Annotated in this window: 23 protein-coding genes; 17 read left to right on the forward strand and 6 right to left on the reverse strand. The window is 76.4% G+C overall.

Going from position 1 to position 26,745, the window contains the following annotated elements; translation table 11 throughout:
• Positions 1 to 4: 4 nt before the first annotated feature.
• Positions 5 to 937: a nucleoside-diphosphate kinase gene (locus tag AB0O09_RS22305; RefSeq protein ID WP_363543717.1), complete on the reverse strand. Its 933-nt coding sequence runs from the start codon at positions 935 to 937 to the stop codon at positions 5 to 7.
• A gap of 273 nt (positions 938 to 1,210) precedes the next feature.
• On the opposite strand from AB0O09_RS22305, the gene AB0O09_RS22310 reads away from it, so the two are divergent.
• The 9 genes from AB0O09_RS22310 to AB0O09_RS22350 all read left to right on the forward strand — a co-directional run bounded on the left by AB0O09_RS22310 (position 1,211) and on the right by AB0O09_RS22350 (position 11,820).
• Positions 1,211 to 2,089 carry a hypothetical protein gene (locus AB0O09_RS22310; protein ID WP_363543719.1) on the forward strand — a complete coding sequence of 293 codons (879 nt, stop codon included), beginning with the start codon at positions 1,211 to 1,213 and terminating at the stop codon, positions 2,087 to 2,089.
• Positions 2,086 to 2,550 carry a cupin domain-containing protein gene (locus AB0O09_RS22315; RefSeq protein WP_344627596.1) on the forward strand — a complete coding sequence of 155 codons (465 nt, stop codon included), beginning with the start codon at positions 2,086 to 2,088 and terminating at the stop codon, positions 2,548 to 2,550. Before AB0O09_RS22310 ends, AB0O09_RS22315 begins: the two co-directional genes overlap by 4 nt.
• Positions 2,547 to 3,785 carry a hypothetical protein gene (locus AB0O09_RS22320; protein WP_363543721.1) on the forward strand — a complete coding sequence of 413 codons (1,239 nt, stop codon included), beginning with the start codon at positions 2,547 to 2,549 and terminating at the stop codon, positions 3,783 to 3,785. The genes AB0O09_RS22315 and AB0O09_RS22320 overlap by 4 nt, the downstream gene beginning before the upstream one ends.
• Positions 3,782 to 4,477, forward strand: a complete 696-nt coding sequence (locus AB0O09_RS22325; RefSeq protein ID WP_363543723.1) for a hypothetical protein — start codon at positions 3,782 to 3,784, stop codon at positions 4,475 to 4,477. The genes AB0O09_RS22320 and AB0O09_RS22325 overlap by 4 nt, the downstream gene beginning before the upstream one ends.
• A gap of 13 nt (positions 4,478 to 4,490) precedes the next feature.
• Positions 4,491 to 5,873: an AMP-binding protein gene (locus AB0O09_RS22330; RefSeq protein ID WP_363543725.1), complete on the forward strand. Its 1,383-nt coding sequence runs from the start codon at positions 4,491 to 4,493 to the stop codon at positions 5,871 to 5,873.
• Positions 5,854 to 7,422, forward strand: a complete 1,569-nt coding sequence (locus tag AB0O09_RS22335; RefSeq protein ID WP_363543727.1) for a hypothetical protein — start codon at positions 5,854 to 5,856, stop codon at positions 7,420 to 7,422. The genes AB0O09_RS22330 and AB0O09_RS22335 overlap by 20 nt, the downstream gene beginning before the upstream one ends.
• On the forward strand, positions 7,419 to 9,104 hold the full coding sequence (locus tag AB0O09_RS22340) for an Ldh family oxidoreductase (protein WP_363543728.1): 1,686 nt from the start codon (positions 7,419 to 7,421) through the stop codon (positions 9,102 to 9,104). The genes AB0O09_RS22335 and AB0O09_RS22340 overlap by 4 nt, the downstream gene beginning before the upstream one ends.
• A complete protein-coding gene (locus tag AB0O09_RS22345; RefSeq protein WP_363543730.1) occupies positions 9,101 to 9,898 on the forward strand; it encodes an aldolase/citrate lyase family protein in 798 nt (265 codons plus the stop codon). The genes AB0O09_RS22340 and AB0O09_RS22345 overlap by 4 nt, the downstream gene beginning before the upstream one ends.
• A gap of 209 nt (positions 9,899 to 10,107) precedes the next feature.
• The gene (locus tag AB0O09_RS22350) at positions 10,108 to 11,820 is read left to right on the forward strand and encodes a proline--tRNA ligase (RefSeq protein ID WP_363543732.1); all 1,713 of its coding nucleotides are present in this window, start codon (positions 10,108 to 10,110) and stop codon (positions 11,818 to 11,820) included.
• Positions 11,821 to 11,902: 82 nt separating this feature from the next.
• Here the strand turns inward: AB0O09_RS22350 and AB0O09_RS22355 are convergent, their stop codons facing one another.
• The 3 genes from AB0O09_RS22355 to AB0O09_RS22365 are packed head-to-tail and all read right to left on the reverse strand — an operon-like array spanning position 11,903 to position 16,079.
• Entirely contained in the window at positions 11,903 to 13,057 is a 1,155-nt protein-coding gene (locus AB0O09_RS22355) for a TfuA-like protein (protein WP_363543733.1), read from the reverse strand.
• Positions 13,054 to 14,352 (reverse strand): YcaO-like family protein, encoded by a 1,299-nt coding sequence (locus AB0O09_RS22360; protein WP_363543734.1) that lies wholly within the window; start codon positions 14,350 to 14,352, stop codon positions 13,054 to 13,056. Before AB0O09_RS22360 ends, AB0O09_RS22355 begins: the two co-directional genes overlap by 4 nt.
• A complete protein-coding gene (locus tag AB0O09_RS22365; RefSeq protein ID WP_363543735.1) occupies positions 14,337 to 16,079 on the reverse strand; it encodes a hypothetical protein in 1,743 nt (580 codons plus the stop codon). The genes AB0O09_RS22360 and AB0O09_RS22365 overlap by 16 nt, the downstream gene beginning before the upstream one ends.
• 121 nt (positions 16,080 to 16,200) lie before the next feature.
• Between AB0O09_RS22365 and AB0O09_RS22370 the strand changes: the two genes are divergently transcribed.
• The 7 genes from AB0O09_RS22370 to AB0O09_RS22400 all read left to right on the forward strand — a co-directional run bounded on the left by AB0O09_RS22370 (position 16,201) and on the right by AB0O09_RS22400 (position 22,548).
• The gene (locus tag AB0O09_RS22370; protein WP_363543736.1) at positions 16,201 to 16,344 is read left to right on the forward strand and encodes a hypothetical protein; all 144 of its coding nucleotides are present in this window, start codon (positions 16,201 to 16,203) and stop codon (positions 16,342 to 16,344) included.
• Between the two features lie 332 nt (positions 16,345 to 16,676).
• On the forward strand, positions 16,677 to 17,897 hold the full coding sequence (locus tag AB0O09_RS22375) for a pitrilysin family protein (protein ID WP_363543738.1): 1,221 nt from the start codon (positions 16,677 to 16,679) through the stop codon (positions 17,895 to 17,897).
• Entirely contained in the window at positions 17,894 to 18,760 is an 867-nt protein-coding gene (locus tag AB0O09_RS22380; protein WP_363543739.1) for a hypothetical protein, read from the forward strand. The genes AB0O09_RS22375 and AB0O09_RS22380 overlap by 4 nt, the downstream gene beginning before the upstream one ends.
• 152 nt (positions 18,761 to 18,912) lie before the next feature.
• Positions 18,913 to 20,046 (forward strand): hypothetical protein, encoded by a 1,134-nt coding sequence (locus AB0O09_RS22385; protein WP_363543741.1) that lies wholly within the window; start codon positions 18,913 to 18,915, stop codon positions 20,044 to 20,046.
• 3 nt (positions 20,047 to 20,049) lie between these two features.
• Entirely contained in the window at positions 20,050 to 20,991 is a 942-nt protein-coding gene (locus AB0O09_RS22390) for an ABC transporter ATP-binding protein (protein ID WP_363543743.1), read from the forward strand.
• A complete protein-coding gene (locus AB0O09_RS22395; protein WP_363543745.1) occupies positions 20,988 to 21,743 on the forward strand; it encodes an ABC transporter permease in 756 nt (251 codons plus the stop codon). The genes AB0O09_RS22390 and AB0O09_RS22395 overlap by 4 nt, the downstream gene beginning before the upstream one ends.
• The gene (locus tag AB0O09_RS22400; RefSeq protein WP_363543746.1) at positions 21,736 to 22,548 is read left to right on the forward strand and encodes an ABC transporter permease; all 813 of its coding nucleotides are present in this window, start codon (positions 21,736 to 21,738) and stop codon (positions 22,546 to 22,548) included. The genes AB0O09_RS22395 and AB0O09_RS22400 overlap by 8 nt, the downstream gene beginning before the upstream one ends.
• A gap of 30 nt (positions 22,549 to 22,578) precedes the next feature.
• Here AB0O09_RS22400 and AB0O09_RS22405 read toward each other — a convergent pair whose 3' ends face one another.
• On the reverse strand, positions 22,579 to 24,414 hold the full coding sequence (locus AB0O09_RS22405) for a serine/threonine-protein kinase (protein WP_363543747.1): 1,836 nt from the start codon (positions 24,412 to 24,414) through the stop codon (positions 22,579 to 22,581).
• Between the two features lie 186 nt (positions 24,415 to 24,600).
• Positions 24,601 to 25,332: a hypothetical protein gene (locus tag AB0O09_RS22410; protein WP_363543749.1), complete on the reverse strand. Its 732-nt coding sequence runs from the start codon at positions 25,330 to 25,332 to the stop codon at positions 24,601 to 24,603.
• 445 nt (positions 25,333 to 25,777) lie between these two features.
• Between AB0O09_RS22410 and AB0O09_RS22415 the strand changes: the two genes are divergently transcribed.
• Entirely contained in the window at positions 25,778 to 26,647 is an 870-nt protein-coding gene (locus tag AB0O09_RS22415) for a GNAT family N-acetyltransferase (protein WP_363543751.1), read from the forward strand.
• Positions 26,648 to 26,745 lie beyond the last annotated feature (98 nt).

Consider the following 26,745-nt stretch of genomic DNA (forward strand, 5'->3'; position numbering starts at 1 on the left):
GCTCCTAGGTCGTCGGGGCGGGCGCGGGTGCGGGTGCGGGTGCGGGTGCGGCGGCGGTGCGGGGCGGTGCGGCCGCGGGCGGCGGGTAGTGCCGCGAGGTGCCGAGGACGAGGTGCTCCCACGGGTCCAGGGCGACGCCGAGCGCGGCGAGGGCGGCGGTCTCCACCGCGGGGACGGGCCGCTCGGGGGTGCTGCCCGGCGGGGGCGGCGCGAGGAGGCCGTCGATGCCGTGGCCGGGCGGCAGCAGCCCGGCGAGCAGGGCGCCGCCGCCGGGGCCGGCGAGTCCGGCCCCGCCGTGGCGGTCGCACCACCGGTCGGAGTGCTCGCGCAGCCGGGGCGGCAGGCCGGGCCGGACGGCGGTCAGCACCCGGGCGCGCACGCCGCCGAGCACCTCGTCGTGGCCGCGCTCCTCGCGGGGGCGGCCCCGCTCGGCGGCGCGGACGGCGGAATCCAGGGCCGCCGGGCCGGTCTCGGGGAGCCCGGGGCCGGCCTCCAGGAAGAGCGCGGCCTCGCGGGCGGTGTCCTCGGCGTCGTCCGAGGAGTGGACGATGTTGAGCACGGTGTTGATCGAACCCAGGTCCTTGCGGATGGAGCCGGGCGCCGACCAGGCGGGGTCGCCGCGGCCCTTGAGCTCGGCGAGCCGCCGGTGGACGCCGTCGGCCGGGCGGCCGGGGCCCTCCTGGACGGCGAGGGCGAGCAGCGGGCCGAGGTCGAAGAGCTCCTCGACCGTGCGGCGCAGCCCCGGGTCGCGGGCGACCGGTTCGTTGCGCCGGTGGAACGGGTCGAGCCCCGGGGGCGCGGCGGGCCAGAGCCGGTGGCCGGCGACGGTGAACCCCGCCGCCCGCACCCGGGCCACGACCTGCCCGGCCAGGTGCCGGCGCACGGCGTCGGGCGTGATGACCAGGAGTGCGGTGCGCCGGTAGTCGAATTCGGCCAAGGCCGGCCGTCCTTCCGTGTCGGACCGCGGTCGGGCCGCGGGCCTGGAACTGTTCCGTCTGTGCTGTCGCGCATTTATGACACCGCCGGTCATCTCATCTGTCAAATGCCTGTGGCGAGGCGCTGTCATGAATGTGACTGACTACTTGACTCGACTGTCACAAACCTGCGAGTGTGCTCGGCGTACAGGGGGAGCGCCGCGCCGCGGGCCGTGCGCGGACTTCCCGGGAACCCGGACCGGCCGGTCCGGCCACGGCGAAGGAGCGGTGACCGCATGGATCCCGTACAGCAGGCGCCCGCGCCGAACGGGATGACCGTCCTGGGCGCGGCCGCAGGAACCGGAAAGACCGGCATCGGCATCGGCATCCTGCGCACCCTGCACACCAGGGGCGTGCCCTGCGAGCCGTTCAAGGCCACCGCCGTGGTCGCGCCCGACGACCCGGCGTACACCGCGGTCGCCCCCTGGCGGCGCGGCGTCCTGCACAACTGCGCCGCCGCCGGGCTCCCCGTGCGGTGGTGGAACAACCCGGTGCTGGTCGACCTCCCGTACCCGGGCGCCCCCGAGGGCGACCTCTGGGTGCGCGGCAGGCTGGTCGGCACCGCGCCGGTGGCCGGCGAGGACAGCCTCGACGCCGCCGCACTGCCCGCCGCACTGCGCCGCCACTGCGAGGAGGCCGTGCAGCAGGGCTACGACAAGGTCCGTACGGGCGGCCGCTGGCTGCTCGTCGAGGGCGCCGCGGGCGCGGGCGAGCTGGAGCCCGCCGACGACCTCGCCAACCAGGTGCTGCCCGCCCGCGCGGGTCTGCCGGTGGTCCTGGTGACCAACCCGCGGCGCTCCGGGCACCTGGCCGCCCTGGCTGGCCTCACCGGCCTGCTCGTCCCCGAACTCCGCGCCCTGCTGCACGGGTTCGTCCTCAACCAGATCGGCGGCACCGCCCGGGTGGCGCCGACGGCCCGCCGGCTCACCGCCGCCACCGGGCTCCCGATGCTCGCCGCGATCGCGGACTCGCCGCTGCCGTCCGGCTACGACGGCTCCGCCGGGATGCTCCGGACGCTCTACGACCGGCGCGCCCGCTACGTCGAGGAGTCCGGCCTGCTGGACCGCATCCCCGTCCCGGCCGCACCCCAGTCCCACCGAGGAGTTGCCCCATGAACCAGGTCTTCCGCCCCGACGAACACATCCTCAACGTCCTCGACGGCGCCCGCCGGACGATGTACGACGACGCCGGGGTGCACCTCGCCGACATCACCGGCGTGGCCGGCGCCGGCGCGGTCCTGCCCGGCGGCCTGCCGATCGGCGTCGACCGGATCACCATGCAGCCCGGCACCGCCTTCCCGCTGCACGTCCACGAGGGCGCCCACCTGCTGTACGTGCTGAACGGCCGCGGAGCCCTGCACATCGACGGCCGGGACTACGTGCTGCGCACCGGCGACTCCATCTACGTCCCCGCCGAGTACCCGCACGGCGTCCAGGGCCCGATCGACGACAACCCGCTGGACTTCCTCGCCTTCGGCGTGCCGCACCACCCCATCGACTCGCACACCCGGATGGTGCTCGTCCGCGACGAGGAACTCCTCGCCGGCGGGGCGCTGGAGGAGGCGGCCGCCCGATGACCGCCACCGCACCCCGCCCGGACGGCCCCGCCCACCTGCCGCTGCGCTGGGCCGGCGGCGAAACCCCCTTCGTCCTGTGGCACTTCGACTTCGACGGGGAGCGCTGGGCCGCCGTCCACACCGGGGACCTGCACGACGGCACCCCGGTGCCGCTGCGCATCGAGTCCGCCTGCCTCTTCGGCCACGTGCTGCGCTCCGCCCAGTGCGACTGCGGCTACCAGCTGGACGAGGCCATGCACACCTTCGCCCGACAGGGCCGCGGCCTGCTGCTCTACGGCATCGACCAGGACGCGCGCGGCCTCGGCATCGCCGCGCACTTCGCCATCTACGCCATGCGCCAGCAGGAGGGCCTGGACACCGAGGCCGTCTACCGCCGCCTCGACGCCCCCGTCGACGCCCGCTCCTACGAGCCGGTCGCCGCGATCCTGCGCCACCTCGGCGTCGACTCCGTGCGGCTGCTCAGCAACAACCGCCGCCGCGAGACCTTCCTGCAGGAGGCGGGCTTCACCGTCGAGCGGGCCCCGCTGGAGGCCCCGCTGGACGTCCACAACATGAGCACCCTGATGCTGGAGAAGGAGGACCTCGACTACGCCTGGTCCTTCGAGACCCACGCCGACTGGCTCCGGCCGCTGCAGGAGTCCGTCCTCGGCAGCCCCGGGCGCTCCCGCGCGTACGCCGTCGTCCCCGGCAGCGGTACCGCGGCCGGACCGCTCGCCGCCGCCGAGGACGACGGCGAGTGGCGGCTCGCCGAGGCGCTCGCCGCGGCGATGCCCGCCGAACTGCCCGCTGGGCCGCTGGTGGTGTACCTCACCGACCTGCCGCGCACCGACGAGCTCGCCGTCTACGCCGGGCTCGGCGCCGCCGTCGTGGTGGTGCCGTTCGCCGAACTGCCCGAGCCGCTGCGCCGGGCGGCGGCCGCCGCCGGGGTCCGGCTGGTCGACTGGGAGCGCGGCAACGCCTACCCCGGGCCGCGCCCGCAGTGGCGGCCGGCCGGGGAGTCCGACGGCCTCGCCGCCTACGTGCGCGAGGACCGGGTCCGGCTGGTGCGGGCCGACGGCTCCGCGGTCGCCCTCGACGCCGCCGAACTGCGCTGCCGCAGCACCCCGGAGCGGTACCACGAGGTCCGGCGGCACGGCCGGTGGATCGAGCTGCGCCCCACCGCCGACCCGGGGCGGGCCGCCGCCGACCTGCTCGCCGAGCCGGCCGCCGCCCGACCCGCCGCCGCACCGCGATGACCGCCGGGACGACGGCCGGGCCGGGTGCCGGGACGACCCGGGCGGTCTCCCGCGCCGAGGGCCTCGCCCTCGGCGCGGGCGACGGCCTGCTGATCGACACCTGCCAGGCCGCACCCGCCTCGATGCGCCGGTTCGCCACCATGAACCCCTTCCACCGCGACCGCCGCTGGCGGATCCCGGTGCCCGGCACCGCGCAGACCTCCCAGTCGCTGGAGAACGTCTGGCAGGCGCTCAAACTCGTCGACGGCCGCACCGACCTGAGCCTGCTCGCCCGGCCCGCCGAGAAGCGGCCGCCGGACCACCTGCGCGGCCCCGGCTTCGACTACGCGGCCTCCACGGTCAGCTTCGCCGGGCGCCCCACCGACCTGGTGACCGCCCGCTACCTGGTCTACCTGCCCGCCTACCTGCACGTCCTGGACCGGCTGGTGCCCGACGCCGTCGTCGCCGAGATCACCGGTGCCCTCGCCGCCGGCCGCGACGCCGTCTTCTACGACTGGGACGACAACCACGACATCGAGGACCCGCGCACCTCGTACAGCCACTCGGCGATCCTCGCCGCCTGGTTCGGCGGGCGGATCGAGGAGCTCGCCGACCGGCGGGCGGCCTGGCTCGCCGCCCGCCCGGGGTGCGCCGCCCCCTGCGGCCCGCCGCCGCTGCCCCTGACCCGCTACCGGCGGATCCACCGCCGCTGAAAGGCCGTCAGCCATGCATCTTCCCCGAGGAATAGCCGGCCCGCTCTACTGGCAGGAGCAGCGCCTGCGCGGCCGCGGCTCCGTCCGCGAGCGCCTGGAGTGGCTCCGCGCCAACCAGGAGCGCACCCCGGCCGAGATCGCCGAGCTGCAGTTCGACAAGCTCCGCGCCACCGTCCGGCACGCCTACCGGACCGTCCCGTACTACCGGCGGATCATGGACGAGCGCGGACTGCGGGACCTGGAGTCCCCGGCCGACCTGCGCAAGCTCCCGGTGCTCAGCCGCGACGTGCTGCTCCGCGAGCAGGACGCCCTGCTCTCCTCGGAGGCCGACCGGGCCACCCTGCAGACCAACTTCTCCTCCGGCTCCACCGGCCGCCGCGCCCAGTTCCAGCAGGACGCGGACTTCCGGCTGTGGATGCGCGCCCACCAGCTGCGCACCTACGAGTGGTGCAGCGGCTGGCAGTTGGGCGACCCGTTCGTCCTGCTGTGGGGCTCGGAGATCTACTGGTCGTTCAAGCAGCTCACCGACCGGGCCGAGAACCTGCTCACCAACCGGCGGGAGTTCAACACCTTCCGGCTGTCCCCGCAGCTGATCGACTCCGTGCTCGACCGGCTGGTCCGCTTCCGGCCCGCCCTGGTCAGCACCTACTCCAACGCCATGCACCTGATCGCCAAAGAGGCCGAGCGCCGCCAGGTCCGGATCCCCGGTCTGCGCGCCGTCCAGGGCACCTCCGAACCGCTGCCGCCCGCCCTGCGGGAGACCATCGGCCGGGTGCTCGACTGCGACGTCTACGACAAGTACGGGATGCGGGAGACCAACATCGTGTCGCACGAACAGCCCGGCGGCGGGCCGATGCTGATCCAGTCCGAGAACGTCTTCGTCGAGTTCCTCGACGAGAACGGCGACCCCTGCGAGGAGGGGCAGACCGGCCGGCTCGTCCTCACCACCCTCAACAACCGCTCCATGCCGCTGATCCGCTACGAGACCAGCGACCTCGCGGCGCCGCTGCCGCACACCTCCGCGCTGCCCTACCCGTGCATGACCCCGGTCGCCGGCCGCCTCCAGGACCTCATCGTCACCCCGTCCGGCGACCACATCGACGCCTACCTGTTCTCGTACCTGTTCATGCGCTTCCCCGAGGTGCACTGGTTCCAGGTGGTGCAGAGCGAGCCGGACCGCCTGCAGATCAAGGTCTACACGCCGGAGGGCCTGCGCAAGGGCACCGCCACCGAACTCACCGAGCGCATCCGGCACCACACCGGCTACCCGTTCACCGTCGAGTTCGACAGCCTGACCCGCATGCCGGAGTCCTCCACCGGCAAGTTCCGCCTGTGCGTCTCCGAACTCGGCGCCGCGAGCACGGGCGGGGGTGCCCGTGCGACCGCCACGGCCTGACACCGCCCCGCTGCTGCCGCACCACGGCGAGGTGCTGCCCGAACCACCGCCCGTCCCGGCGCCCGCGCTGCCCTGGCACCCGCCGCACGACGGCAGGGCCGTGCAGGCGCTGGTCGACACCCCGCTCCAGGACGGCGGCTTCGACCTCGGCCGGTTCGCCCGCTGGCTGCGCGAGGCCGACGTCCTCGACCAGGACCCGATCGAACTGCCCGGCGCCACCGTCACCCTGCCGCACGGCATGCGGCTGATCCGCCGCTTCGACGAGATCGCCATGCGCACCTACGAACGGCATGGCTACGAGCAGTACGACTACCCGATGCTCGTCCCCGACTCGGTGCTCGAACCCACCCGGCGGATCATGCCGCTGGAGGGCTCCCTGCTGTACGCCGGGGACGACGGCGACTGGGCCGCCGACCGGCGCCGCATGGTGCTCACCCCGACCGGCGAGGGCGCCGTCTACACCCACTGGGCGCGGATCGTCCGCTCCCGCCACGACCTGCCGCTGCGCACCTACCGCCGGGCCCGCTACTTCCGCCCGGCCCGCTCCGGACGCAGCGTCTTCCGGGCGATCGAGGCCCCCGACATCTACGAGTTCCAGGCCTGCTACGCCGACGCCGAGCAGGCCCGCGAGGGCCTCGCCGACGCCGTCGCCATGGCGGACCGGCTCTGCACCGAGATGCACGTCCCGGTGCTGTGGTCCCGGCGGCCGCCGTGGACGAACAACACCGCCGTCTCCGAGACCACCATCGGCGGCGACGTGCCGCTGCCGCACGGCGGCACCCTGCAGACCGGCTGCCTCTACGGCCAGGGCAGCCGCTTCTCCGAGCTGTACGACGTCGGCTTCCGCGAGGGCGCCGAACGCCGGCACACCCACCACGTCACCGGCGCGCTCACCCGCCGCCTGGTGCTGACCCACCTGATGCTCGGCATGGACTCCGAGGGCGGCCTGCTCGTCCACCCCGACCTCGCCCCCGTGCACGTGGCGCTCACCCTCACCACCGACGACGCCGAGCAGCAGGCCGAGGCCGGCCGGCTGGTCGACCTGCTCACCGCCCGCGGCCTGCGCTGCGAACTGCGCGCCGGCGAGGGCCGCACGGCCGCCGGCCGGCACCACCGCCGCTGGCGCCGCCAGGGCGTGCCGCTCCGGGTCTACCTGCAGCCGCGGCGGCGCCCCGGCGACCGGATCCGGGCCGTCGTGGTGCGCTGCGACACCCGCGAGGAGGCCGTGCTGCTGCCCGACGACCTCGGCTCGCTGGCCGCCCTGCTGCCCGCCGCCGTCGCCGAGGTCGGCGCCGGCTACCTGCGGCGGGCCCGCGGCTTCGCCCGCCGCCAGTGCCGGCCGGTCGACCGGGCCGACACCGCCCGCGAGGTGCTCGCGGAGCGCGGCGTCGCCGTCGCCCCGCTCGCCGACACCCGGGAGACCGTGCTGGAGGTCGCCGGCTGGGGACTCGGCGAGGTGCTCGGCTTCCGCGAGGCCTCGGAGGCCGCGCCCTGCGCCGTCACCGGGCGGCCCACCACCTCCGTCGCCTACATCTCGCCGCGGACGTGACCGCCCCGCCCCGCCCCGGCGGCCCGCCCCCGCTGCGGGTCGTCGTGGTCACCGGAGCCCCCGGCGCCGGCAAGACCGAGGTCGGCCGCCGGCTGGTCCGCCGCTACCGCGGCCCCGCCGCGCTGATCGACACCGACACCGCCGCCGACGTCTACCCCTGGCGGGCCGACGAGCGCCAGTACGCGCTGATCGACCGCAACCTGCGCGCCCTGCTCGCCTCCTACCGGGAGTGGGGCGCCGAGGTCGTCGTGGTCAGCGGCGTCATGCTGCCCGGACGCACCCTCGACCGCTTCGCCGACCTGCTCGCCGACCCGGACCTGGAGTGGGTCTTCTACGGCCTGCGGGCCGGCCCCGGGCAGCTCGCCGCCCGCATCCGCGGCGACCACAAGATGCAGGAGGCCGACGGCCGGCTCGCCTGGGGCCACCTCGACGCCGAGGTGCCGGGCGTCCCCGGGGTGCGGCTGGTCGACACCGACCACCTGACGCTCGACGGCGTGGTCGACACCATCGCCGCTCGGGAGGCCGCCGACCTGGCCCCCCGGGCGGTCGCACCGGCGGTGCCCGTTCGATCGGTGCCCGCCGTGCACCGCCCCGCGCCCGCGGCCCCCGCACCCACCCGCCGGGTGACCGCCGCGGAGGCCGCCGCGGTCTGCCGGGCGGCCCTCGCCGGGGCGGGCTTCCCGGCCCGGACGGCCGCCGCGACCGCGGACGACCTGGTCGCCGCCGAACTCGCCGGGCGGCCCTCGCACGGCCTGCTGCGGGTGCCCGAGTACCTGGCGGAGGCGGCGGCCGGACGGCTCGCCCCGGCCGCCCGGCCCCGGGTCCGCCGCACCGGCCCGACCACCTCGCTGCTGCTCGGCGCCGACGCCCCCGGCGCCGAGGTCCGCCGCCGTCTGGTGGCCGAGCTCTCCCGCGCCGCCGACCTCGGCCCGGTCGTGGTCGGGCTGCGCGGCGCCGGGCACCTCGGCCGGCTCGCCCCGCTCGGCCGGAAGGTCGCCGAGCGCGGGCTCGTCCTGCTCGGCTTCGTCAACTTCCGCGGCGCCGGCGCCCGGGTCGCCCCGGCCGGCGGCACCGCCGGGGTGTGGGCGACCAACCCCGTCCTGCTCGCCTGCCCCGCCCCGCCCGGTCCGCCGCTGGTGGTCGACATGAGCACCAGCGCCGCCGCCGAGGGCGCCGTCCGCTCGGCCCTGCTGGCCGGCCGGCCCGTCCCGCCGGACCTGCTGACCGGGCCGGACGGCCGACCCGTCACCGACCCCGCGCTGCTCTACACCGAGCCGCCGCTGGCCGCGCTGCGCCCGCTCGGCGGCGCCGCCGAGCACAAGGGCCACGCGCTGGCCGCCCTGGTCGAGGTGCTGGCCGGGGCGGTCGCCGGGGCCGGCCACGCCGCCCGGCCCCGCGGCGCGGGCAACGGAGGGCTGTTCGCGGCCTTCCCGGTGGACGCGCTGGGCCGCTCCGCGGCGGCCGTCGGCCGGGAGGCGGCCCGGTTGGAGGCGCACCTGCGGGCCGTCCCCACCGCTCCCGGCCGGCCCGCCGCCCGGCTGCCCGGCCGCGCCCCGGCCGGGCCCGCCGGCACCCCGGACGCCCTCACCGTGCCCGCCGCGCTCTGGGCGGAGCTGTGCGCCCTGGCGGGGCGCCCGGAGACCCGACCGACCGACCCGCCGACCCAAAGGACCCTGCCGTGACCGCACCCGAGACCCGCCGCCATCCGCTCTTCGACGGCTGGCCGCCGCTCGCCCGCCGCACCGGCCCGGACGGGCCCTCGCTCGGCCTCTTCCTGCTCAGCGGCAGCAGCATGGTGGCCGAGCTCTGCGGCACCCTCCCGCTGGACTTCGCGGTGCTCGACCTGGAGGCCTCGCCGATGTCCAAGGGCGACCTGCTGCCGATGCTGCAGGCGCTGACCGGCTCCTCCTGCGCCCCGCTCGTCCGCGTCCCGTACCTGCACCGGCACCACATCGAGCACGCGCTGGACCTCGGCGCGGCCGGCGTCATGGTGCCCAAGGTCGACACCGTCGAGGAGGCGCGGGCCGCGGCCGACGCCTGCCGCTACCCGCCGTTCGGCACCCGCGGCGTCAACCCGGCGCGCGCCTCCGGCTGGTTCCACGACCTGCCCGGCTACCTGGCGGACGCGGCGAAGCGCACCACCTGCCTGGTGCAGGTCGAGTCGCCCGAGGCGGTGGCCGCGGCCGACGCCATCGCGGCGGTGCCGGGCGTCGACGGCCTCTTCGTCGGCACCGGCGACCTGGCCTGCTCGCTCGGACAGCCCGGCGTGGTGACCGGCCCGGCGATGGACCGGGCCCGGGCGGCCGTCCTCGCCGCGGCCCGCCGGCACGGCCGGCTCGCCGGGATCTTCGCCGGCGGGCCGGAGCAGGCCCGGCAGTACGCCGCCGAGGGCTTCGACCTGATCGCGGTCGGCAACGAGCTGGCACTGCTGCGGGAGACCCTGCGGCACGCCCTCGACGGCCTGCACGGCGCCTGACCGGGCGGGTGCCTCCCGGCCGTCCGCGCCCACCCCGCCTGCCGGATCCAGTAGCGTTCACCTCGGCCGCACCGGTGCCGCGGCAGCCGGCCGGCGGGCGTCCGAGTCCGGCCCCGCGCACCGCCGGGGCGGAGGACGGAGACCGGCCCGGGTGCCACGGCGCCCTCCACCGGACAGTTCTGACACCCAGACAGGAAAGACAGACAGATATGCGCTGGTCCCAGATGTACACCCCGACGCTGCGCGAGGACCCGGCCGACGCCGACGCGGCGAGCCACCGGCTGCTGGTCCGTGCCGGGTTCGTCCGCCAGCTGATGGCCGGCCACTACTCGCTGCTGCCGCTGGCCGTCCGGGTGCGGTCGAAGGTCGTCGGGATCGTGCGCGAGGAGATGGACCGCATCGGCTCGCAGGAGTGGCTGCTCCCGGCGATGCACCCGGCGGAGATCTGGCAGAAGTCCGGCCGCTGGGAGGTCATGGGCGACGAGATGTTCCGCGTCAAGGACCGCAAGGGCGCCGACATCGCCCTCGGCATGACGCACGAGGAGATCTTCACCACCCTCGCCGACGAGCTCGCCTCGTACCGGCAGCTGCCGCAGATGTGGTACCAGTTCCAGACCAAGTTCCGCGACGAGCCGCGGCCGAAGTCGGGCCTGCTGCGGGTGCGCGAGTTCACCATGAAGGACTCGTACAGCTTCGACCTCGACCAGGCCGGGCTGGACCGCTCCTTCGACCTGCACCACGAGGCGTACACCCGGATCTTCGCCCGCCTCGGCGTGCCCGCGATCCCGGTGCAGGCCTCCAGCGGTGCCATGGGCGGCTCCGCCTCGGTCGAGTTCATGTCGCCGACCGAGGCCGGCGAGGACCTGGTCGTGCACTGCACCGCCTGCCGCTACGCCGCCAACATGGAGAAGGCCGCGGCCGCCCTGCCGGCCGTCGAGGACCCGGAGGGCCCCGCCGCCCCCGAGCCCTTCGACACCCCGGAGGCCCGCACCATCGAGGAGCTGGCCTCCAAGCACGGCGTGCCCGCCGACCGCCAGATCAAGACCCTGGTCTACGTGCTGGACGGCGCCCTCACCCTGGTGCTGATGCGCGGCGACCACGCCCTGGTCGAGCAGAAGCTCCTGGACGCCACCGCGGCGCGCGCCGTGCGTCCGGCGACCCCCGAGGAGATCAAGGAGGCGCTCGGCGCCGCCCCGGGCAGCCTGGGCGCCGTCGGCGTCGAGGGCCCGGCGGTCTGGGTGGACGAGGCGCTGCGCGGCCGCCGCTCGATGACCACCGGCGCCAACCGGGACGGCGTCCACCTGAGCGGCGTCGACGTCGCCCGGGACATCACCGCCACCGGCTGGGCGGACTTCCGCGAGATCTCGGCCGGCGAGCCCTGCGCGACCTGCGGCGAGCCGCTGCAGGTGGTGCGCACCGTCGAGGTCGGCCACATCTTCAAGCTCGGCTACAAGTACACCGACGCGCTGGACATCACCGTGCTCGGCCCGGACGGCGAGCGGGTCAAGCCGATCATGGGCAGCTACGGCATCGGCGTCGAGCGCGCGATCGCCGCGGTGGTCGAGGCGCACCACGACGAGAAGGGCATCGTCTGGCCGGTGTCGGTCGCCCCGTTCGAGGTCGTGATCGTGCCGATCGGCAAGGCGGACGAGGACACCACCAAGGTCGTCGAGGGCCTCTACGGGGACCTGCGCGAGGCCGGCGTGGACACCCTCCTCGACGACCGGGACGAGCGCCCGGGCGTGAAGTTCGCCGACTGCGAGCTGGTCGGCATCCCGTACCGGATCACCGTCGGTCCGCGCGGTCTGAAGGAGGGCGTGGTCGAGGTCGTCGACCGGGCCTCCGGCGAGACCGTGCAGGTGCCGGTGGCGGACGCGGTCGGCCATGTGGCCGGCCTGGTCGCCGCCGCCCGCCGCGGCTGATCCCGCCCGCGGTACGCACACCGCACGCACACCGCCCCCGGCACCTGCACGGTGCCGGGGGCGGTCCCGTTGCCGGGCCGGGTCACTCGCGGCGGCCCGCGGGCAGCGGTACGCCCCGGGCCGGGGCGCCGGCCGCGGTGTCCGGGGAGTCCGGGGCGGCGAGTGCGGCGGCCACCGGCCCGGCCAGGCCGTCCCGCTCCAGCCGGGCGAGCACCGGCCCGGCGAGCGAGGCGCGCAGCCGGCCGGTCAGCGCCTCCGCGGTGGCCTCGCGGACGGCGAGGCCGTCGCGCAGGGCCTCCGGCACGGCGGTGCCGTCCAGCACCGTCCGGTGGTGGGCGGTCCGCTCCTCGGGGAGGAGCAGGCCGAGCCGGGCGGACTCCTGCCCGGCGAGCACGTCGCAGAGCGCGGCCCGCAGCACGGCGGGCCGGTGCTCCGCGAGGTGCCGGTAGACCTCCGCGGGCCCGGCGCCGAGCCGCTCGTGCAGCTCGCGTTCGGCGCGCTGCTGCCGGACGACCGTGAGCAGCTTCTCCCAGTAGTAGGTGGGTTCCAGCGCGAAGTCGACGACCGGCGGCTCCAGACCGGCGTCGATCAGCCCGGCGACGTGCCGCAGCACGGCGAGGGCGTCCGCGCGCTTGGCGTCCGGCCGGTGCTCCCGGACGTACGCGCGCAGCGCCGCCGTCTCCTCCTCCGCGACGCCGAGGGCCTTCGCGTCGGCGTACAGCCGGCCCCAGGAGCGGTCCGGGTAGAAGCGCCGCTTGGCGGCGCCCACCAGCAGGTCGTGGGTGGCGGCGGTGACCGCGCCCGCGGCGAGCGCGGCCGCCAGCCCGGCGCGGAGGTTGGCCATCGCCTCGGAGAGCGGCACGTACCCGTCCTCCGCAGGGGCGTGCACGATGGTGACCTCGTCGTCGTCCTGGTACTCGCCGGAGGCGAACCGCTCGTAGATCCCGCCGACGCCCTCCATCCCGAAGGCGGCGAGTTCGGCGGCGCGCAGCGCGCCCATGCTGGCGGCGCCGAAGACCCGCACGCCGCGCTCCAGGGCGAAGAGGATCTCCTTGTGCCAGACCGTCGGCACCTGCTCGAAGAGGCCGTCCACCAGGACGATCGCCTTCGGCGGCTCCCGGTCGAGCACCAGCTCGGTGACGTCGCCGCAGCTGACCGGCGGGTGGTACTGCGCGTCGAGGACGGCGCGGGCCTGCTCCACGGGCAGGCTGGGGCCGAGGAAGACGTGGACGGTCACCGGGTGGCCTCCTGGGCTCCGAGCAGCCGCCGCCGGGCCCGGCGGCCCGGCGTGTAGCCGATGAACAGGGAGTAGAACTCGAGGTCGGGCACGACGACCTTGGCGGTGGGGATGCCGATCTCCGGTTTGGTGAGGTCGACGGCGACGACGTTCCCGATGCCGGCCGCGGAGAGCCGCTCCAGCACGGCGCGCAGGTCCTCGTTGAGGGTGGGGTGGTCGATGCCGCGGCCGGTGTCGAAGGGCAGGGTGCCGGGGGCGGCGAAGAACACCTCACGGGTGCGGGCCAGGGTCCGTGCGTCGTTCTGCGCCTTGTACATGGTGCGGAAGTTCTCGTCCCGGCTGGCCGCGATGACGGTGATACGGCTCTGCGCGGCCTCGGTGAGCGCGCGGGAGAGGGCGACCTCGGGGGAGGTGTGGGTGCCGTAGCCCCAGCAGGCGCCGAAGGACCGCCAGGCGACCCGGTCGGCGCGCTCCACCACGCAGCACTGGTAGGTGGGGATGCCGGTGTCGCAGGTGACGTCCCAGACGGCGACCTCGATGCCGCCCTCCTCGAAGGCGTCCAGCACCCCGCGGCAGACCGGGTCGGTGACGGTGCCGAGGTCGAGCTTGGTCCGTGCGACGTCGGCGGCCGTGCGGACGCCCTGCCACCACATGGTCAGCGCGTCGCGCTCGACGAGTTCGCAGATGCCGTGGATGACGGCCTCGACCAGGTTGTTCCCGGAGGCCAGGCCGTTGGAGCTGACCCGGAAGGTGGTCGCCGCGTAGTCGATGCCCACCTTGTTCAGCCGGACGTTGTCGTACGGCAGCCAGAGCGGCGACCCGGCGAGCAGGTCGAAGCCCTCCGTCCACAGCATCGGCAGGTCGGTGCGGAGTTCGGCGCGGGCCGGGGTCTCCCGGGAGCCCTCGCCGACGGTGTCGAGGCCGCCGCGCAGCGGCAGCCGCGAGACGTCCAGGACGGGCTGTCGGCGGGCGAGTTCGCGGTACGACTCGTGCCGCAGCGCACCTTCGAAGAACTCGGCGTGCCAGTACTCGATCGACTCCATCAGTGCGGACACCCGGGCGGCGTCGTGCGTCGCCCCCTTGCCCTGGGAGACGGACAGCGAACGGGAGTTGGGACGGATCGCGTTGTAGACCGGGATGCCCAGCCAGTCCAGGCCGGTCATGTTGGCCAGCCGGGTGATGCCCATCCGGGCCATCCGTCCGCCGTAGTCGGCCAGGGTGTCGGCGGGGGCCCGGGAGCGGTGGGTGCCGTCTCGGTGGTCCTTGTCCCAGCGGGTCGTCAGGGCGTCCAGCACGGCCGGCCTGCCTTTCGTGGTGTCGTGCGGGTGGATCGGTCGTCGGTGAGCGGGAGTTGGTGGACGGAGAACTCGCCGTCGGCGACCAGCGCGACGGCGATCCGGCGCAGCCCGGGGGCGCCGTCCCGCGGTAGCGGCACGGTGATCTCCCGGGCGCCGGGGGCGAGTTCGGCGACCGGCAGGGCGGCCTCGGGGTGGCCGCCGATCGGCTGCCGGGCCGCGGTGTACCGGCCTCCGGCGGCGAGCGGCCGGGCGAGGTGCAGGGTGAGCGTGGTCGGGCCGAGCGCGGCGCGGGGCGGTTCGCCGCCGGGCGGCAGGGTGTGGGCGGAGCCGCAGCGCTCGCAGACGTACAGGGCGAGGGCGCCGGCGGGCAGGTCGCGCGGCACGATGCGCAGCCGCAGCAGGCGGTGGCCGCAGTGGTGCAGCAGACCGGTGCGCTCCTCGGGGCTGTAGCCGACCGAGCCGCTGAGGTAGTCGTGCACGTCGGGGCCGCGGCGGGCGAGCGTGGCACCGAGGAACGCGCAGAGCAGGCGGTCGAGTTCGCCGTCCGGGGCCGGGCGGAGCGCGGCGGCGGCGAGGCGGTCGGCGAGGGCGAGGTCGGCGTCCGGGCGGTCGCCGGCGGCCACGGCGCTGCGGACGATCCGGGACTGCACCAGCCGCCGGGCGGCGCGCGGCTCGTCCGGTACCGGCACCGGCACGGCGGCGGCGGCGCCGGCCGGGGCCGGGCGGGCCGCGCGGCGGGCCGGGGCGCGGGAGCCGGCCGCGGGTGCCTCCGCGCTGCCGGGTCCGGCGTCGGCCGGGATGCGGAGCTCCGGGTCGCCGACGCAGAGGTAGGAGGCGAGCCCCTCCCCGGCGAGCAGGTTGATCCGCAGCGCGACCTCGCCGAGCGGGGCGCCGGTGTCGAGCAGCCGCTCGACGGCGGCGCCCAGTTGCGGGGTGCCGTGGTTGATCCGGGTGGAGGCGACGAAGCCGGCCACGTGCGGGCCGTCCAGCAGCCGCCGGGCCAGCTGGAAGCGCGGGCCCAGCAGTCCGCCGGCGGGCTGCCAGGCGGAGCAGGAGAGCAGCACCAGCAGCCGGGTGCGGACGGCCCCGGCGCCGTGGAAGGCACGGAAGCCGGTCTTGTGCTCCAGCCGGCAGGGGCCGCCGCCCTGGCAGGGCAGGTACTGCTCGCCGGGGCGGCCGGGTGCCGGGCGGAGCGGGTCGACCTGCAGGCAGAGCACGTGCCGGCCGACCCGGAAGTCCGCGCCGTTGCCGTGACCGTGCAGGACGACGGCCTCGGCGCCCTCGGCGAGCCGGGCGACGAACGCGTCCGAGTCCGCGGAACCGTAGGAGTGCCGCGGGCCGGGAACGGCCTCGCTGCGGAAGTCGCAGTAGTGCAGGGTGCGGTGGGGGTGGCGCGGCCCGGCTACGGCGGCCCGGGCGGACCGGTCGAGCAGACGGGCGGCGGCCGCGGGGTCGGGCGGCAGCGGCAGGACGCCGAGCCGGACGGCGTGGCCGCGCGCGGTCTCGGCGAGCTCGCCGGTGAGGCCGAGGTCGAGCTCGGCCTCGGGCGCCAGCACGAAGGCCGGAGCGCCGGCGGCGGCCGCGACGGCCTCGACGAGCTCCTGCCGGGAGGCGGTCGGCCGGAAGGGCCGGCCGAGCGCGGCCGCGTGCGCGCGGGCCGGCCCGGCGGCCCCGGCGTGGCCGAGGACGAGCCCCGGGGCGGTCGCCCCCGTTGATATTGACACAGTCACAGGCAAATTGACTATCACAGTCATGTTGTTCTGTCAGTATCGGTGGCGAGGCGCGCCCGACCGGGTGTGCCGACGGCGCCCTCCGGTGATCGCGAGGGCATGCGCAAGGAGAGTCATGGCAGGGGAAGTGCAGGGATCCGGGCCGGCCGAGGCTGTCGAGGCGTCGGTCGAGGTCGACGAAACCACAGCTCAGGAATGTTTCGAGCAGCTGGCGGCCGTGAAGGACTCCATCCTCGAGGGTGTCATCACGCCCTGGTAGGGCGGGCCGCAGCCATCGCCTTGACTGAGTTTATTGACTCCTGAGTGATGGTCATGGTTATGTTCTCTCGCCGCCGCAGGAAAGCGCGGCGGAACGGGAGATCCCCCGGATGTCCCGACAAACGTCCCGTGTGGGAGAGGAGGAAAACACCATGGTTCGCAACCACAAGGTCGGCCTGCGTCCGCGTCTGGACAAGGTCAACGTCCGCGCCGGCAAGTAATGCCGTCGCCGGCCGGGGTGACCCGGGCGCACAGCCGCCCGGGCACCCCGGCCCGCACCGCCACCGGCGGCGCCGCGGTGCGCGGCGCCCCACGCCCACGACGGGATGCACCGTGATCGAAACCCCCTGGACCGGCGGCGTCCCCGTCCTGGTCGAGCACCAGCCGCACCTGCGCACCACCAGCCTCGCCGTCGCCCTCGGTCACGGCGCCCGGCACGACCCCGCGGCCGCCGCCGGCACCGCGCACCTCCTCGAACACCTGGTGATGTCCGTCCCGCTCGCGGACGGCGTCCCGCTGTGCGAGCACATCGAACGCCTCGGCGGCACCTGCAACGCCGCGACCGGTCCGGACTCCCTGGTGATCCACGCCCAGGTGCTCGACCAGGACGCCGAGCGCGTCGCCGAACTGGTCTGCCGGGCCCTGCTGCGCCCCGAACTCACCGGGGCCGCCCTCGACGCCGAGCGCCGGGTCGTCCTCCAGGAACTGGCCGCCGCCGCGGCCGACCCTGCCGACACCGTCCAGGACGCCTTCCTGGCGCGGCTGTTCGAGGGCCACCCGCTCGCCTCGCCGGTCGGCGGCCGCCCCGAGACGGTCGAGCGGATCGGCACCGAGGACCTCCGCGCCGCGCACCGCGCCGCGCTCGCCACCGCGCCGCTCGCCGTCGCCGTGGTCGGCGGCCTGCCCGCAGGCCGGATCGCCGCCGCGCTGGAGGCTGGCGGCCTGCGCGAGCTGCCCGCCGTCGCCCCGGCCGGCCCGGACGGACCCGGCCGCCCCGGACCGGTCCGCCCCGGCGGGGTCGACGCCTGGCCCGACGACTTCTGCTGGCTGCTCGCCGGCGGCCGCGCCCCGCACGCCACCGACCCCCGCCGGCACGCCCACACCGTCCTCGCCCACCTGCTGGGCGCCAGCCCGGCCTCCCTGCTGTACGCGCGGCTGCGCAACGAGGACGGCCTCGCCTACTCCTTCCGCTCCTGGTCGCGCAGCTACCGCGACACCGGGGCCTGGCGGATGCTCGCCGGCGCCGAACCCGGGAACGCCCCGAAGGTGCTCGACGCCTTCCGCGAGGTCCTCGCGCAGACCGCGGACGGCCGGGCCGGACAGGAGGCCGTCGAGGCCGCCGTCCACCAGGCCGTGGTGGAGACGGTGCTCACCGCCGAGTCCCCGCTGGACCGCGCCGTCACCCTCGCCGAGCGCCGCGCCCTCACCGGGACGGACCTCGACCCGGACGAGGAGATCGCCGCCCTGCGCGGGGTGACCGGGGCCCAGGTCGCCGCCGCCGCACGGGAGCTGGCCGACGGGCTGGTCGTCGTCGTCCGCCCGGAGGCGGCGTGAACACCGCCGCCGGCCCGACCGCCGCCGACCCGACCGCGCCCGGCCGGGACCCGTTCGCCGTCGGCCCCGCCTACCTGGCGGCCGCGGAGGACGCCGGACTGCTGCACCGCTTCGACGGCCTGCCGGTGGTCGCCGGACCGTACACCGACCCGCTCACCGGTGAGACGCAGTGCCTGGTCGAACACGCCGACCCGGCCCTGCTCGCCGACCCCGGCCGCCTGCTCGCCCAGCTGTTCGCCCGCCACCCCGACTGCACCGCCGCCGTGCTGCGCACCCCCGCCGGCACGCCCGCCGACCCGCGGCTGCAGCCGCTGATCAGCTACCTCCACCTCACCCCGGACGCCGCCGCGACCGCGGGCCGGGCCGCCGCCCCCGCCGTACGGATCACCGAGGACGACGGGCGGCACCGGGACCTCGTCCGCGGCTGGCTGGCGACCGCGGTCTCCGGAGCCCAGGCCGACCTCGGGACGGAGGTCGCCGAGGAGGCCGTCCGCGAGGCGGTCGAGGAGATCCTGCACGCACCCGCCCGGCGGACCTGGCTGGCCTGGGCCGACGGCCACGACCGCCCGATCGGCCACGCCACCGCCGTCACCGACGCCTACGACGACGCCGGCGGCACCCCGTTCGTCGACCTGGTGGACATCCTGATCGAGGACCCCGCGCACATCCCGGCCGCCCAGCCCGCCCTGGTGGCCGTCGCCGCCGCCGAGGCCGCCCGGTGCGGACTGCCGCTGGTCGGCCACGTCTGCCACCACCGCACCGGCCCCGGCCTGCCCCCCGACCCCGGCGCCGCCGTGGTGTCCGCCCTGCGCCGCCACGGCTGGCAGGAGTCCTACGGCTACCGCCGCGCCGACCGCCCTTAGAGGCGGGCCCAGGGGCGGGGGGACTGCGCAATTCGGATGCGGGCCACCGTACGGACCAGGGGCCGGCCCTGATTGTCAGTACGACCGCCCCGGACTGCGCAGTTCCCCGCGCCCCTGAGTGGTCCCCCTGCCGACCGCCCCTTGGAGACGTCATGTCCGCAGACCCGCAGTCCGACTTCCCGCTCACGCTGTCGTTGCTCCACGAGCTGCTCGGCACCGACCCCGGGGACGGGGTCCGGCCGCTGCTCGCCGCCTCCCGGCAGGTCCGCGGTGTGCTCGCCCCGCTCGTCCTCTCGCTCGCGGCGCGCGAGGGCGTCCCGATGGGCACCGGTTCGCGCGGCGAACTCGACCGGATGCTCCGCCGCGCCGCGCACTACCGCGAACTCGTCGCGCTCGTCGGCACGGTGGAGGGCCTGCGGGTGATGAAGGGCCCGTCGCTGGCCCGGTACTACCCGGACGGGCTGCTCCGGCCGCCGGGCGACCTCGACCTGGTCGTCCCCGACGAGGCGGCGCTCTGGCAGGCCGTCGCCCTGCTCGGCGGCCGGCAGTCCTTCGAGGGCGCCGTCTACACCGAACTCCGCCAGGACACCGTCGACCACCGCTTCGTCGGCCTGTGGTGGTACGGCGAGGACCCGTTGCTGGACCACGAGGCCGAGGTGGAGGTGGCCACCTTCGCCTTCGCCGGCGAGCCCGGCATCGTTCCGGTCCGGGCCGCACTGCCCGCCGACCAGGTGCACGCCGACCTGCTCGCGCTCGCCGAGGAACGGTTCCAGCGCCCGTTCACCGTCCGGGACTCCATCGACCTCGCGGTCGTCCTCGGCTCGCCGCTCGCGCCCGCCGCGGGCCCGCTCGCGGACACCGCGGCAGCCCACTGCCTGGCTCCGGAGCTGCTCGAACTCTGCGAGCTCACCGCCGGACGGCCCGGCCTCGGGGAGACCGTCCCGGCGGCGCTGACCGATGCCCTGCGCGGGCCCGCCGCGGCCGAACGGCACCGCCGGGCCGCCCTTCCGGCACCCGCGGACCTCCCGGAGTCCGCCGGGGGAGCCGAGGACCGGCTCGCCGCCGGCCGCACCATCCACGGCCTGCAGTTGACCGCGCTGCGCGACGGCGTCCCCCGCGCCGCCGTGCACCACCGCTTCGACGGCGGCCTGATCTCGCGGACCCCGGTCGCGGACTTCCTGATGGTGACGGGCGAACTCGTCGACCCCGCCCGTCACGCCCGGGCGCTCGACGAACTCGACCGGCTCGACCCCTGGCCGGCCGCGGCCGGCACCGGGGAGCGGTGAACCGTGGCCGTCGTGGAGACCGACCGGCTCGGCCGGACGTTCACGGCCCGGCGCGGACGCCGGGTCACCGCCCTCGAAGGGGTCACCCTCACCGTCGAGCGCGGCCAGGTGCTCGGGCTGCTCGGGCCCAACGGGGCCGGCAAGACCACCCTGTCGCGGATCCTCACCACCCTGCTGCTGCCGACCTCCGGCACGGCCCGGGTGGCCGGCCACGACGTCGTCCGCCGGCCCCGTGAGGTGCGCCGCCGGATCGGCCTGGTGCTCGGCGGCGACCGCGGCCTCTACGGCAGGCTGACGGCTCGTCAGAACCTGTCGTACTGGGCGGCGCTGCAGGGACTGGACGCGCGCGCCGCCGAGCGGCGCACCGGCGAACTCCTGGAACGGCTCGGGCTGGCCGCCCGCGCCGGCGACCGGGTGGAGACCTTCTCCCGCGGGATGGTGCAGCGCGTCCACCTCGCCCGGGCGCTGCTCGGCGACCCCGAGGTGCTGGTCATGGACGAGCCGACCAACGGCATGGACCCGCACTCGGCGGCCGGCTTCCGCACCCTCGTCCGCGAACTGCGGGACGCCGGGACGACCGTCCTGCTCACCACGCACGACATGCACGAGGCGCAGGCGCTCTGCTCCCACCTCGCGCTGATCGACCACGGCACGATCCTCCGGCAGGGTGCGGCCGACACCCTGCTCGCCGAGGTCTCCGCCCGGCGCACCGTCACCGCCACCGGCGTCCCGCCGCGCGCCGCCGAGGCGCTCGCGGGGCTGCCCGGCACCGAGGTGGAGCTCGGGCCGGGCGGCGCGGTCACCGTCCGCCCGGACGGCGCCGAGGCGCTCACCCGGGTCCTCGCCGTGCTCGTCGAGGCCCGCGCCGAGGAGATCTCGGTCGCCGCGCCGGGCCTCACCGAGGTGTACCGATCCGTCATCGAGGACCGGGAGTTCGTCGTTTGATCGCCGCCGCCCGGATGCAGGCCGTCCTGATCGCCCGCTCGCCGGACCTGCTCGCCACGCTCGCCGTCATCCCGCTGTACTCCCTGGTGTTCTTCTCCGCGCTCGTGCACCACCACCGGGAGTCGGCGGCCACCACCGTCGCCCTGACGGCCTTCCTGATGAGCCTGTGGTCGCACGCCGTCTTCGTCGCGGCCGAGACGGTCGACACCGACCGCCGCGAGGGCACCCTGGAGCCCTCGCTGCTCACCCCCGGCCGCTACCTCGCGGCGCTGGCCGTCCGGGTCGGCACCACCACCGCGCTCGGGCTCCCCGTGCTCGCCGAGGTGCTGCTGATCGGACGGTTCGGGTTCGGCCTGCCCGTCCGGATCGCCGAGCCCGGGCTCTGCCTGCTGGTGGCCGTGCTGACCGCGCTCGGGGTGGCCGCGACGGCCCTGCTGATCAGCGGTGTGATGATCCTCGTCCGCGGGGCCCGGGCCCTGCAGAACGCGCTGACCTACCCGTTCTACCTGCTGGCCGGGCTGATCGTGCCGATCGGCGTGCTGCCGGGGCCGGTCCGGGCCGTCGCCCGGTGCTTCTTCCTCGCCCACGGAGCCCAGCTGCTGCGCGACGCCGCGGCCGGCACCGCGCAGGACGCCGGCCCGCGGGTCGCCCTGCTCGCCGTCCTCGTGGCCGTGCACCTGCTGCTCGGACTGCTCGTGCTGCGCAGGGTCCTGGCGTCCGTCCGCTCCGGAGAGGTGGCCCTCCATGCCTGAGCGCCGCAGTACCACCGTCGCCCTGTCGACCGCGCTGCGGCAGTTCGGGCACGGGCTGATCAGCAGTCACCAGGACTACCGGTCCATGTTCACCTGGCGTTCCTGGGCGGGCGGTTGGCTCGTCCGGCTGCTCTGCCAGGTGCTGTTCTTCGCGACCCTCGGCACCCTGCTGGGCTCCGCGCAGGCCACCGGTGAGATCGCCTTCGGCAACGCCGCCGCCCTCGGGCCGCTCGCCGCGCTCGGCGTGGTCTCCTCGACCGTCGGCGAACGGCGCTCCGGCACGCTGGAGTTCCTGCTCGTCACCCGGGCGAACCCCTTCCTGGTGCTGGCCTCCCGCGGCCTGCACTGGGTGCTGGACGGCATGCTCACCTCGTCCGTCGCCCTCGCCGTCGTGCCGCTGCTGCTGCCGGTGCCGCTGCACCTGCCCGCCCTGCCCGCCGTCGTCGCCGTCAACCTGCTGGTCTCCCTCAGCAGTTACTGCCTGGCGCTGACGCTCTCCGGGATCTCGCTGCGCCACCCCGAGTCCCGGATGTACCTCACCGCCGGAACGACCATCGGCTACCTGCTGCTCTGCGGCATCACCACACCCGTGCCGCAGGACGGCCTGCCCGCCCGGCTGGCGGCCGTCCTGCCGATCACGCACGGGCTCGCGCTGATGCGCCGCCTCGCCGAGGGCGCCCCGTTCTCCTTCGGGCCGCTGCTCGCCGAGGCGGGCGTCGCCCTGCTCTGGGGCGTCGCCGCGTACCTCACCCTCGGCCTCGCGCTGCGCCGGGCCGTCCGCACCGGCAGCCTGGTGCTGCACTGACGGCGGTCGGTGTCCCGGCGCCGGGCGGTCTCAGCCGCAGTGCACGGCGCGGTTGCCGAGCGAGCGGGTGGTGGCGGTCTGCCCGGCCCAGGTGATGCTGCCGGAGCCGTTGATGCAGGTCTTCACCGCGGCCACCCGCACCGGACCGGCGAACTTGGCGAAGCTGCCCTGGTCCGTGGCGGTGGTGCCGGCGACCTTGCTGCAGCTCGCCGCCGGCGTCGTCTGGGAGCACCGGCTGATGCTCGCGCTCACCGCCGAGGCCGTGCCGTAGCCGCTGTTGACCGTCTTGATCGTGGCGGCGCAGTTCTTGCCGCTCGCCGAGTCGAACCAGATGTAGAAGTAGCCGAACACCACGCCCGAGGCCGTGGTCACCGGGTAGCTGCCGACCAGGCCGCCGCTGCAGCCGTAGGTGCCGGCCGAGGACGCCGGGGACGGCGGCACCGTGGTCGGCCCGGCGGTGGTCGGGGTGCCCGGGGTGGTGGGTGCGGTGCCCGGGGCGGTCGTCGTACCGGGCTGTCCGCCGCCGGACTGCCCGCCGCCGCCCGCGGTGCCGCCCGCGCCGGGCGTGGCACCGGCCGGGGTGCCGGGGGCGCCGCTCGTGCCCGCCGCGGAGGCCGTCGCCGCGGCCGAACCGGACGGCGCCCCCGCCGACGCGACCGCGCCGGTGGCGTCCTCCGCGGGAGACTCCCCGGTGGTACCGGCGCCGCCGTCGGCCGGCTGGGCCGCGCTCGACGTACCGGCCGCCTTGGGCCCGCCGTCCTGCGCCCCGCCCTGCGCGCTCACCGCCCAGGTGATCCCCGAGACCAGCGCCAGGGCCAGCGCGGCACTGCCCGCCACCAGCCCGGCCCGGCGGCCCGCGGAGCCCTGCCACCAGGAGGTCCGGTGCTCGTCCTCCCAGGGTTCGAACTCGGGTACCGCCGGTGAGGGCGGCGGCGGGGCGGCGGAGAACGAGGCCGCGGCCGGGAAGCCCGCGACGGGCGCGGCGGGCGCGTGGGACCGGGGGGCGGCGGCGTCCGCAGGGCCGCCGCCCGCGGCCGCGACCTCCGGCGCCAGCGCGTCGAGCCGGTCGAGCACCTCGTCGGCGTCCACCGGGCGCTCGTCCGGATCCTTGGCCAGCAGCGCCAGCACCAGGTCGTCGAGCCCGGCCGGGACACCCGGCCGGCGGGCGCTCGGCGGCGCCGGGGCCTCCCGCAGGTGCGCGCCGAACTGCACGGTCGGCTCGCGGTGCCCGAACGGCGTCGTTCCGGTGAGCAGTTGGTACAGCAGGCAGCCCACCGCGTAGAGGTCGCTGCGCGCGTCGACCTGCTCCGCGCCGCGCACCAGCTCGGGGGACATCCACGGCACACCGGCCAGCGCGCCCGCGGGACCGCCGCCCGGCTGCCCGGCCGCCGGGGCGTCGGCCACCAGGCCCGGCAGCTTGACCGTGCCGTCCGCGGTGAGCAGCAGGCGGGCCGGCCGGAGGTCCCGGTGCACCGCGCCCGCCGCGTGCGAGGCGGCCAGGCCGGCGCAGATCTGGCGGGTCCACTCGGCGGCGCGGGCGGTGCCGGGCGGGCCGTCGGCGGCGAGGGCGTCCTCCAGGCTGCGGCCGGCGACCTGTTCCAGGACGGCGTACACCGTGCCGCTCGCCGGGTCGGTGCCCGCGTCCAGCACCGTCACCAGGTGCGGGTGCCCGGGTCGGTCGGCCGCGGCGCGGGCCGTCTCCGCGAGCCGCTCGGCCTCCTCCGGCGCGGCGCCCGGCCCGGCCAGGACGGCCACCTCCACCGGCACGCCGAGCTGCCGGTCGTACGCCCGCCAGTGCTCGCCCGCCCCCGTGGGGCCGAGCCGCTCCAGCAGTTCGTAGCGCTCGCCCAGCAGCTGTCCCTGCACGCCAACGTCCCTTCGTCCCGGGTCGACCGGCCGTCCGGCGGGTCGGACGGCCGGTCAAGAACCTAGCGTCACACGGGTTCCGGGATGCACCCGGTGCCCCCTCCGGGCGCAGATCGGCGGGCACCGGTGGAGGAGCTGCGCGCGCGGTGTGAACGCCGGTCCGCGGCCCGGGCGGGGGACGGCCCGTCAGACGCCCCTGAACAGCGCGAGTTCGAGGAGGTCCGGACGGTCGTCCGGCCACGCCGGGCAGGTGGCGGCCAACTGCGCGGCGGCGTGCATCCACTCCAGGTAGACGCGGTAGCGGTGCGGCGTCCACCCGCCGGCGGACCAGGTCCACCGGGCGGCGGCCGCCGCCCCCGGCACTCCGGCGGCCAGGCCGACCGGCACCGCCAGGGCGCGCAGGGCGGCCGCCACCCGGGAGTCGAGGATCAGCGGCAGCGGCCCCGGGACGGCGTCCGCCCGGGCGAGGCCCGCGAAATGGAGGAACTTGGTGAAGAATGCGGGCCCCAGCCCCGGGACGGCGCCGTCCAGCCTGCGGTAGGCCGCGACCGCGCCCTCGGAGGTCAGCGCCTGCACGGCCCCGGCCGGCGCCGCGCCCGTTCCCGGATGCGCGAGGATCCCGGCGAGCACGGCCGGTCCGCGCCAGGGCCGCTTGCCGCGGCCCCGGACGTACGGCACCACCGGCGCCTCCTCCCACCGTTCGCCGTCCAGCGCCGACCCGACGGCCTCCCGGACCTGCGCGCGGCTCACCGGTTGGGCGGTCGTCGAGCCCCTGGCCCCGAGCACCTCCGGCCACGGCCCGATGCCCGCCTGGGGCTTGTCTGACGATTCCCGCCGCGCGCGCGACGCCGGGCATCCCGACCGGACGCACCGCCGTATCGCCCGAGTACGTCCAGTACGAGGCCGATACGGCGGCACGCCCGGTCGGGCGCCCGCCGCCGCGCGCCGATGCGACGCGAATCGTCAGACAAGCCCCAGTGCGCGGGCACGCAGTCGACGCCGTGCACCCCGGTGCCCGCCGCCCCCGCGAAGTCGGCTCCCTTGCCCGCCGCCCAGGCACCCGGCCGGGCCCTGGCATCGGCGGGCAGCAGCGCCTGCCGCATCGCCGCGTCCAACCGGTCCGCCGCCGCCTGCTTCGAACCGCCCGCACTCCGCTGCATGGGCGGGAGCCCAGGCGGGCAGGTGCGGGGTGTGCCGGGCTTCGGGTAATCCGTTGCCGTGGATGCGGGGGTGGCGGAGACTGACGCGGTGCCGGGCCGGGACCGGAAGACTGCTGCGCGGGAGTGTGGGGCCGATGACGGGTGTGGTGCCTGGATTGCCGGCGGGGTACCGGGGGCGGCCGGCGTGCGCCGAGGACGTGCCGGTGATCCACGGGCTGGTGGCGGCGTGCGAGACCGAGCTGTACGGGCAGGTGGAGACCGATCCGGGCGGGATCGCGGCCGATCTGGCCCGCCCGGGCCTGGAGTTGGGCGCGGACACGCTGCTGGTGCACGACGTGCAGGGGCGGCCGGCCGCACGGGCCTGGGTCGACCGCCGGTCGGAGGTGGACGTGCACCCGGAGCACCGGGGCAGGGGCCTCGGCGCCGCCCTGCTGGACTGGGCGGAGGCGCGCGCCCGGCAGACGGGGACCGAGCGGATCGTGCAGACCGTCCCGGACTCCGACACGGGGGCCGTGGCCCTGGTCCGCTCCCGCGGCTACGGGCCGCTGGTACGGGCCTGGCTGATGGAGATCGAGATGCCCCGGGAGCCGGCGCTGCCGCAGGCCCCGCAGGGCGTCACCGTCCGGCCGTTCCGTGCGGGCGACGGGCCGGCGGTGCACCGGCTGACCGAGGACGCCTTCGCCGAGTGGCAGCCGCGCCGCAAGGCGTACGAGGAGTGGGCGCAGCACACCGTGGAGCGGCCGACGTTCGCCGCGCGGATGTCCTCGCTGGCCTTCGTGGACGGGCAGGTCGTCGGCGCCGTCCTCGCGCTGGACCTCCCCGACACCGAGGACGGGTACGTCGAGCGGGTCGCGGTGGCCCACGACCACCGCAACCGCGGGATCGCGCGGCTGCTGCTGCGGCACTCCTTCCTGGCCTTCCACCGGGCCGGCCGGCGTTCCTGCACGCTGTGGACGCATTCGGGCACCGGCGCGCTCGGCCTCTACGAGCGGGTGGGCATGACGGTACGGCGCAGTGCGACGACCTTCGTGAAGGACCTGTCGGAGGGTGCCGAGGGCCCGCCGCCGGCCTGAACCGGGCTGCGGACCGGGCAGGTTACGGGGTTCTTACCGCCGGGCCGCGGACGTGGCGCGGGCCGACGGCCGCGCGGTACCCATGAGGTCTGCCGCCG

Source organism: Kitasatospora sp. NPDC093679, from assembly GCF_040683455.1.
Classification (GTDB): domain Bacteria; phylum Actinomycetota; class Actinomycetes; order Streptomycetales; family Streptomycetaceae; genus Kitasatospora; species Kitasatospora arboriphila.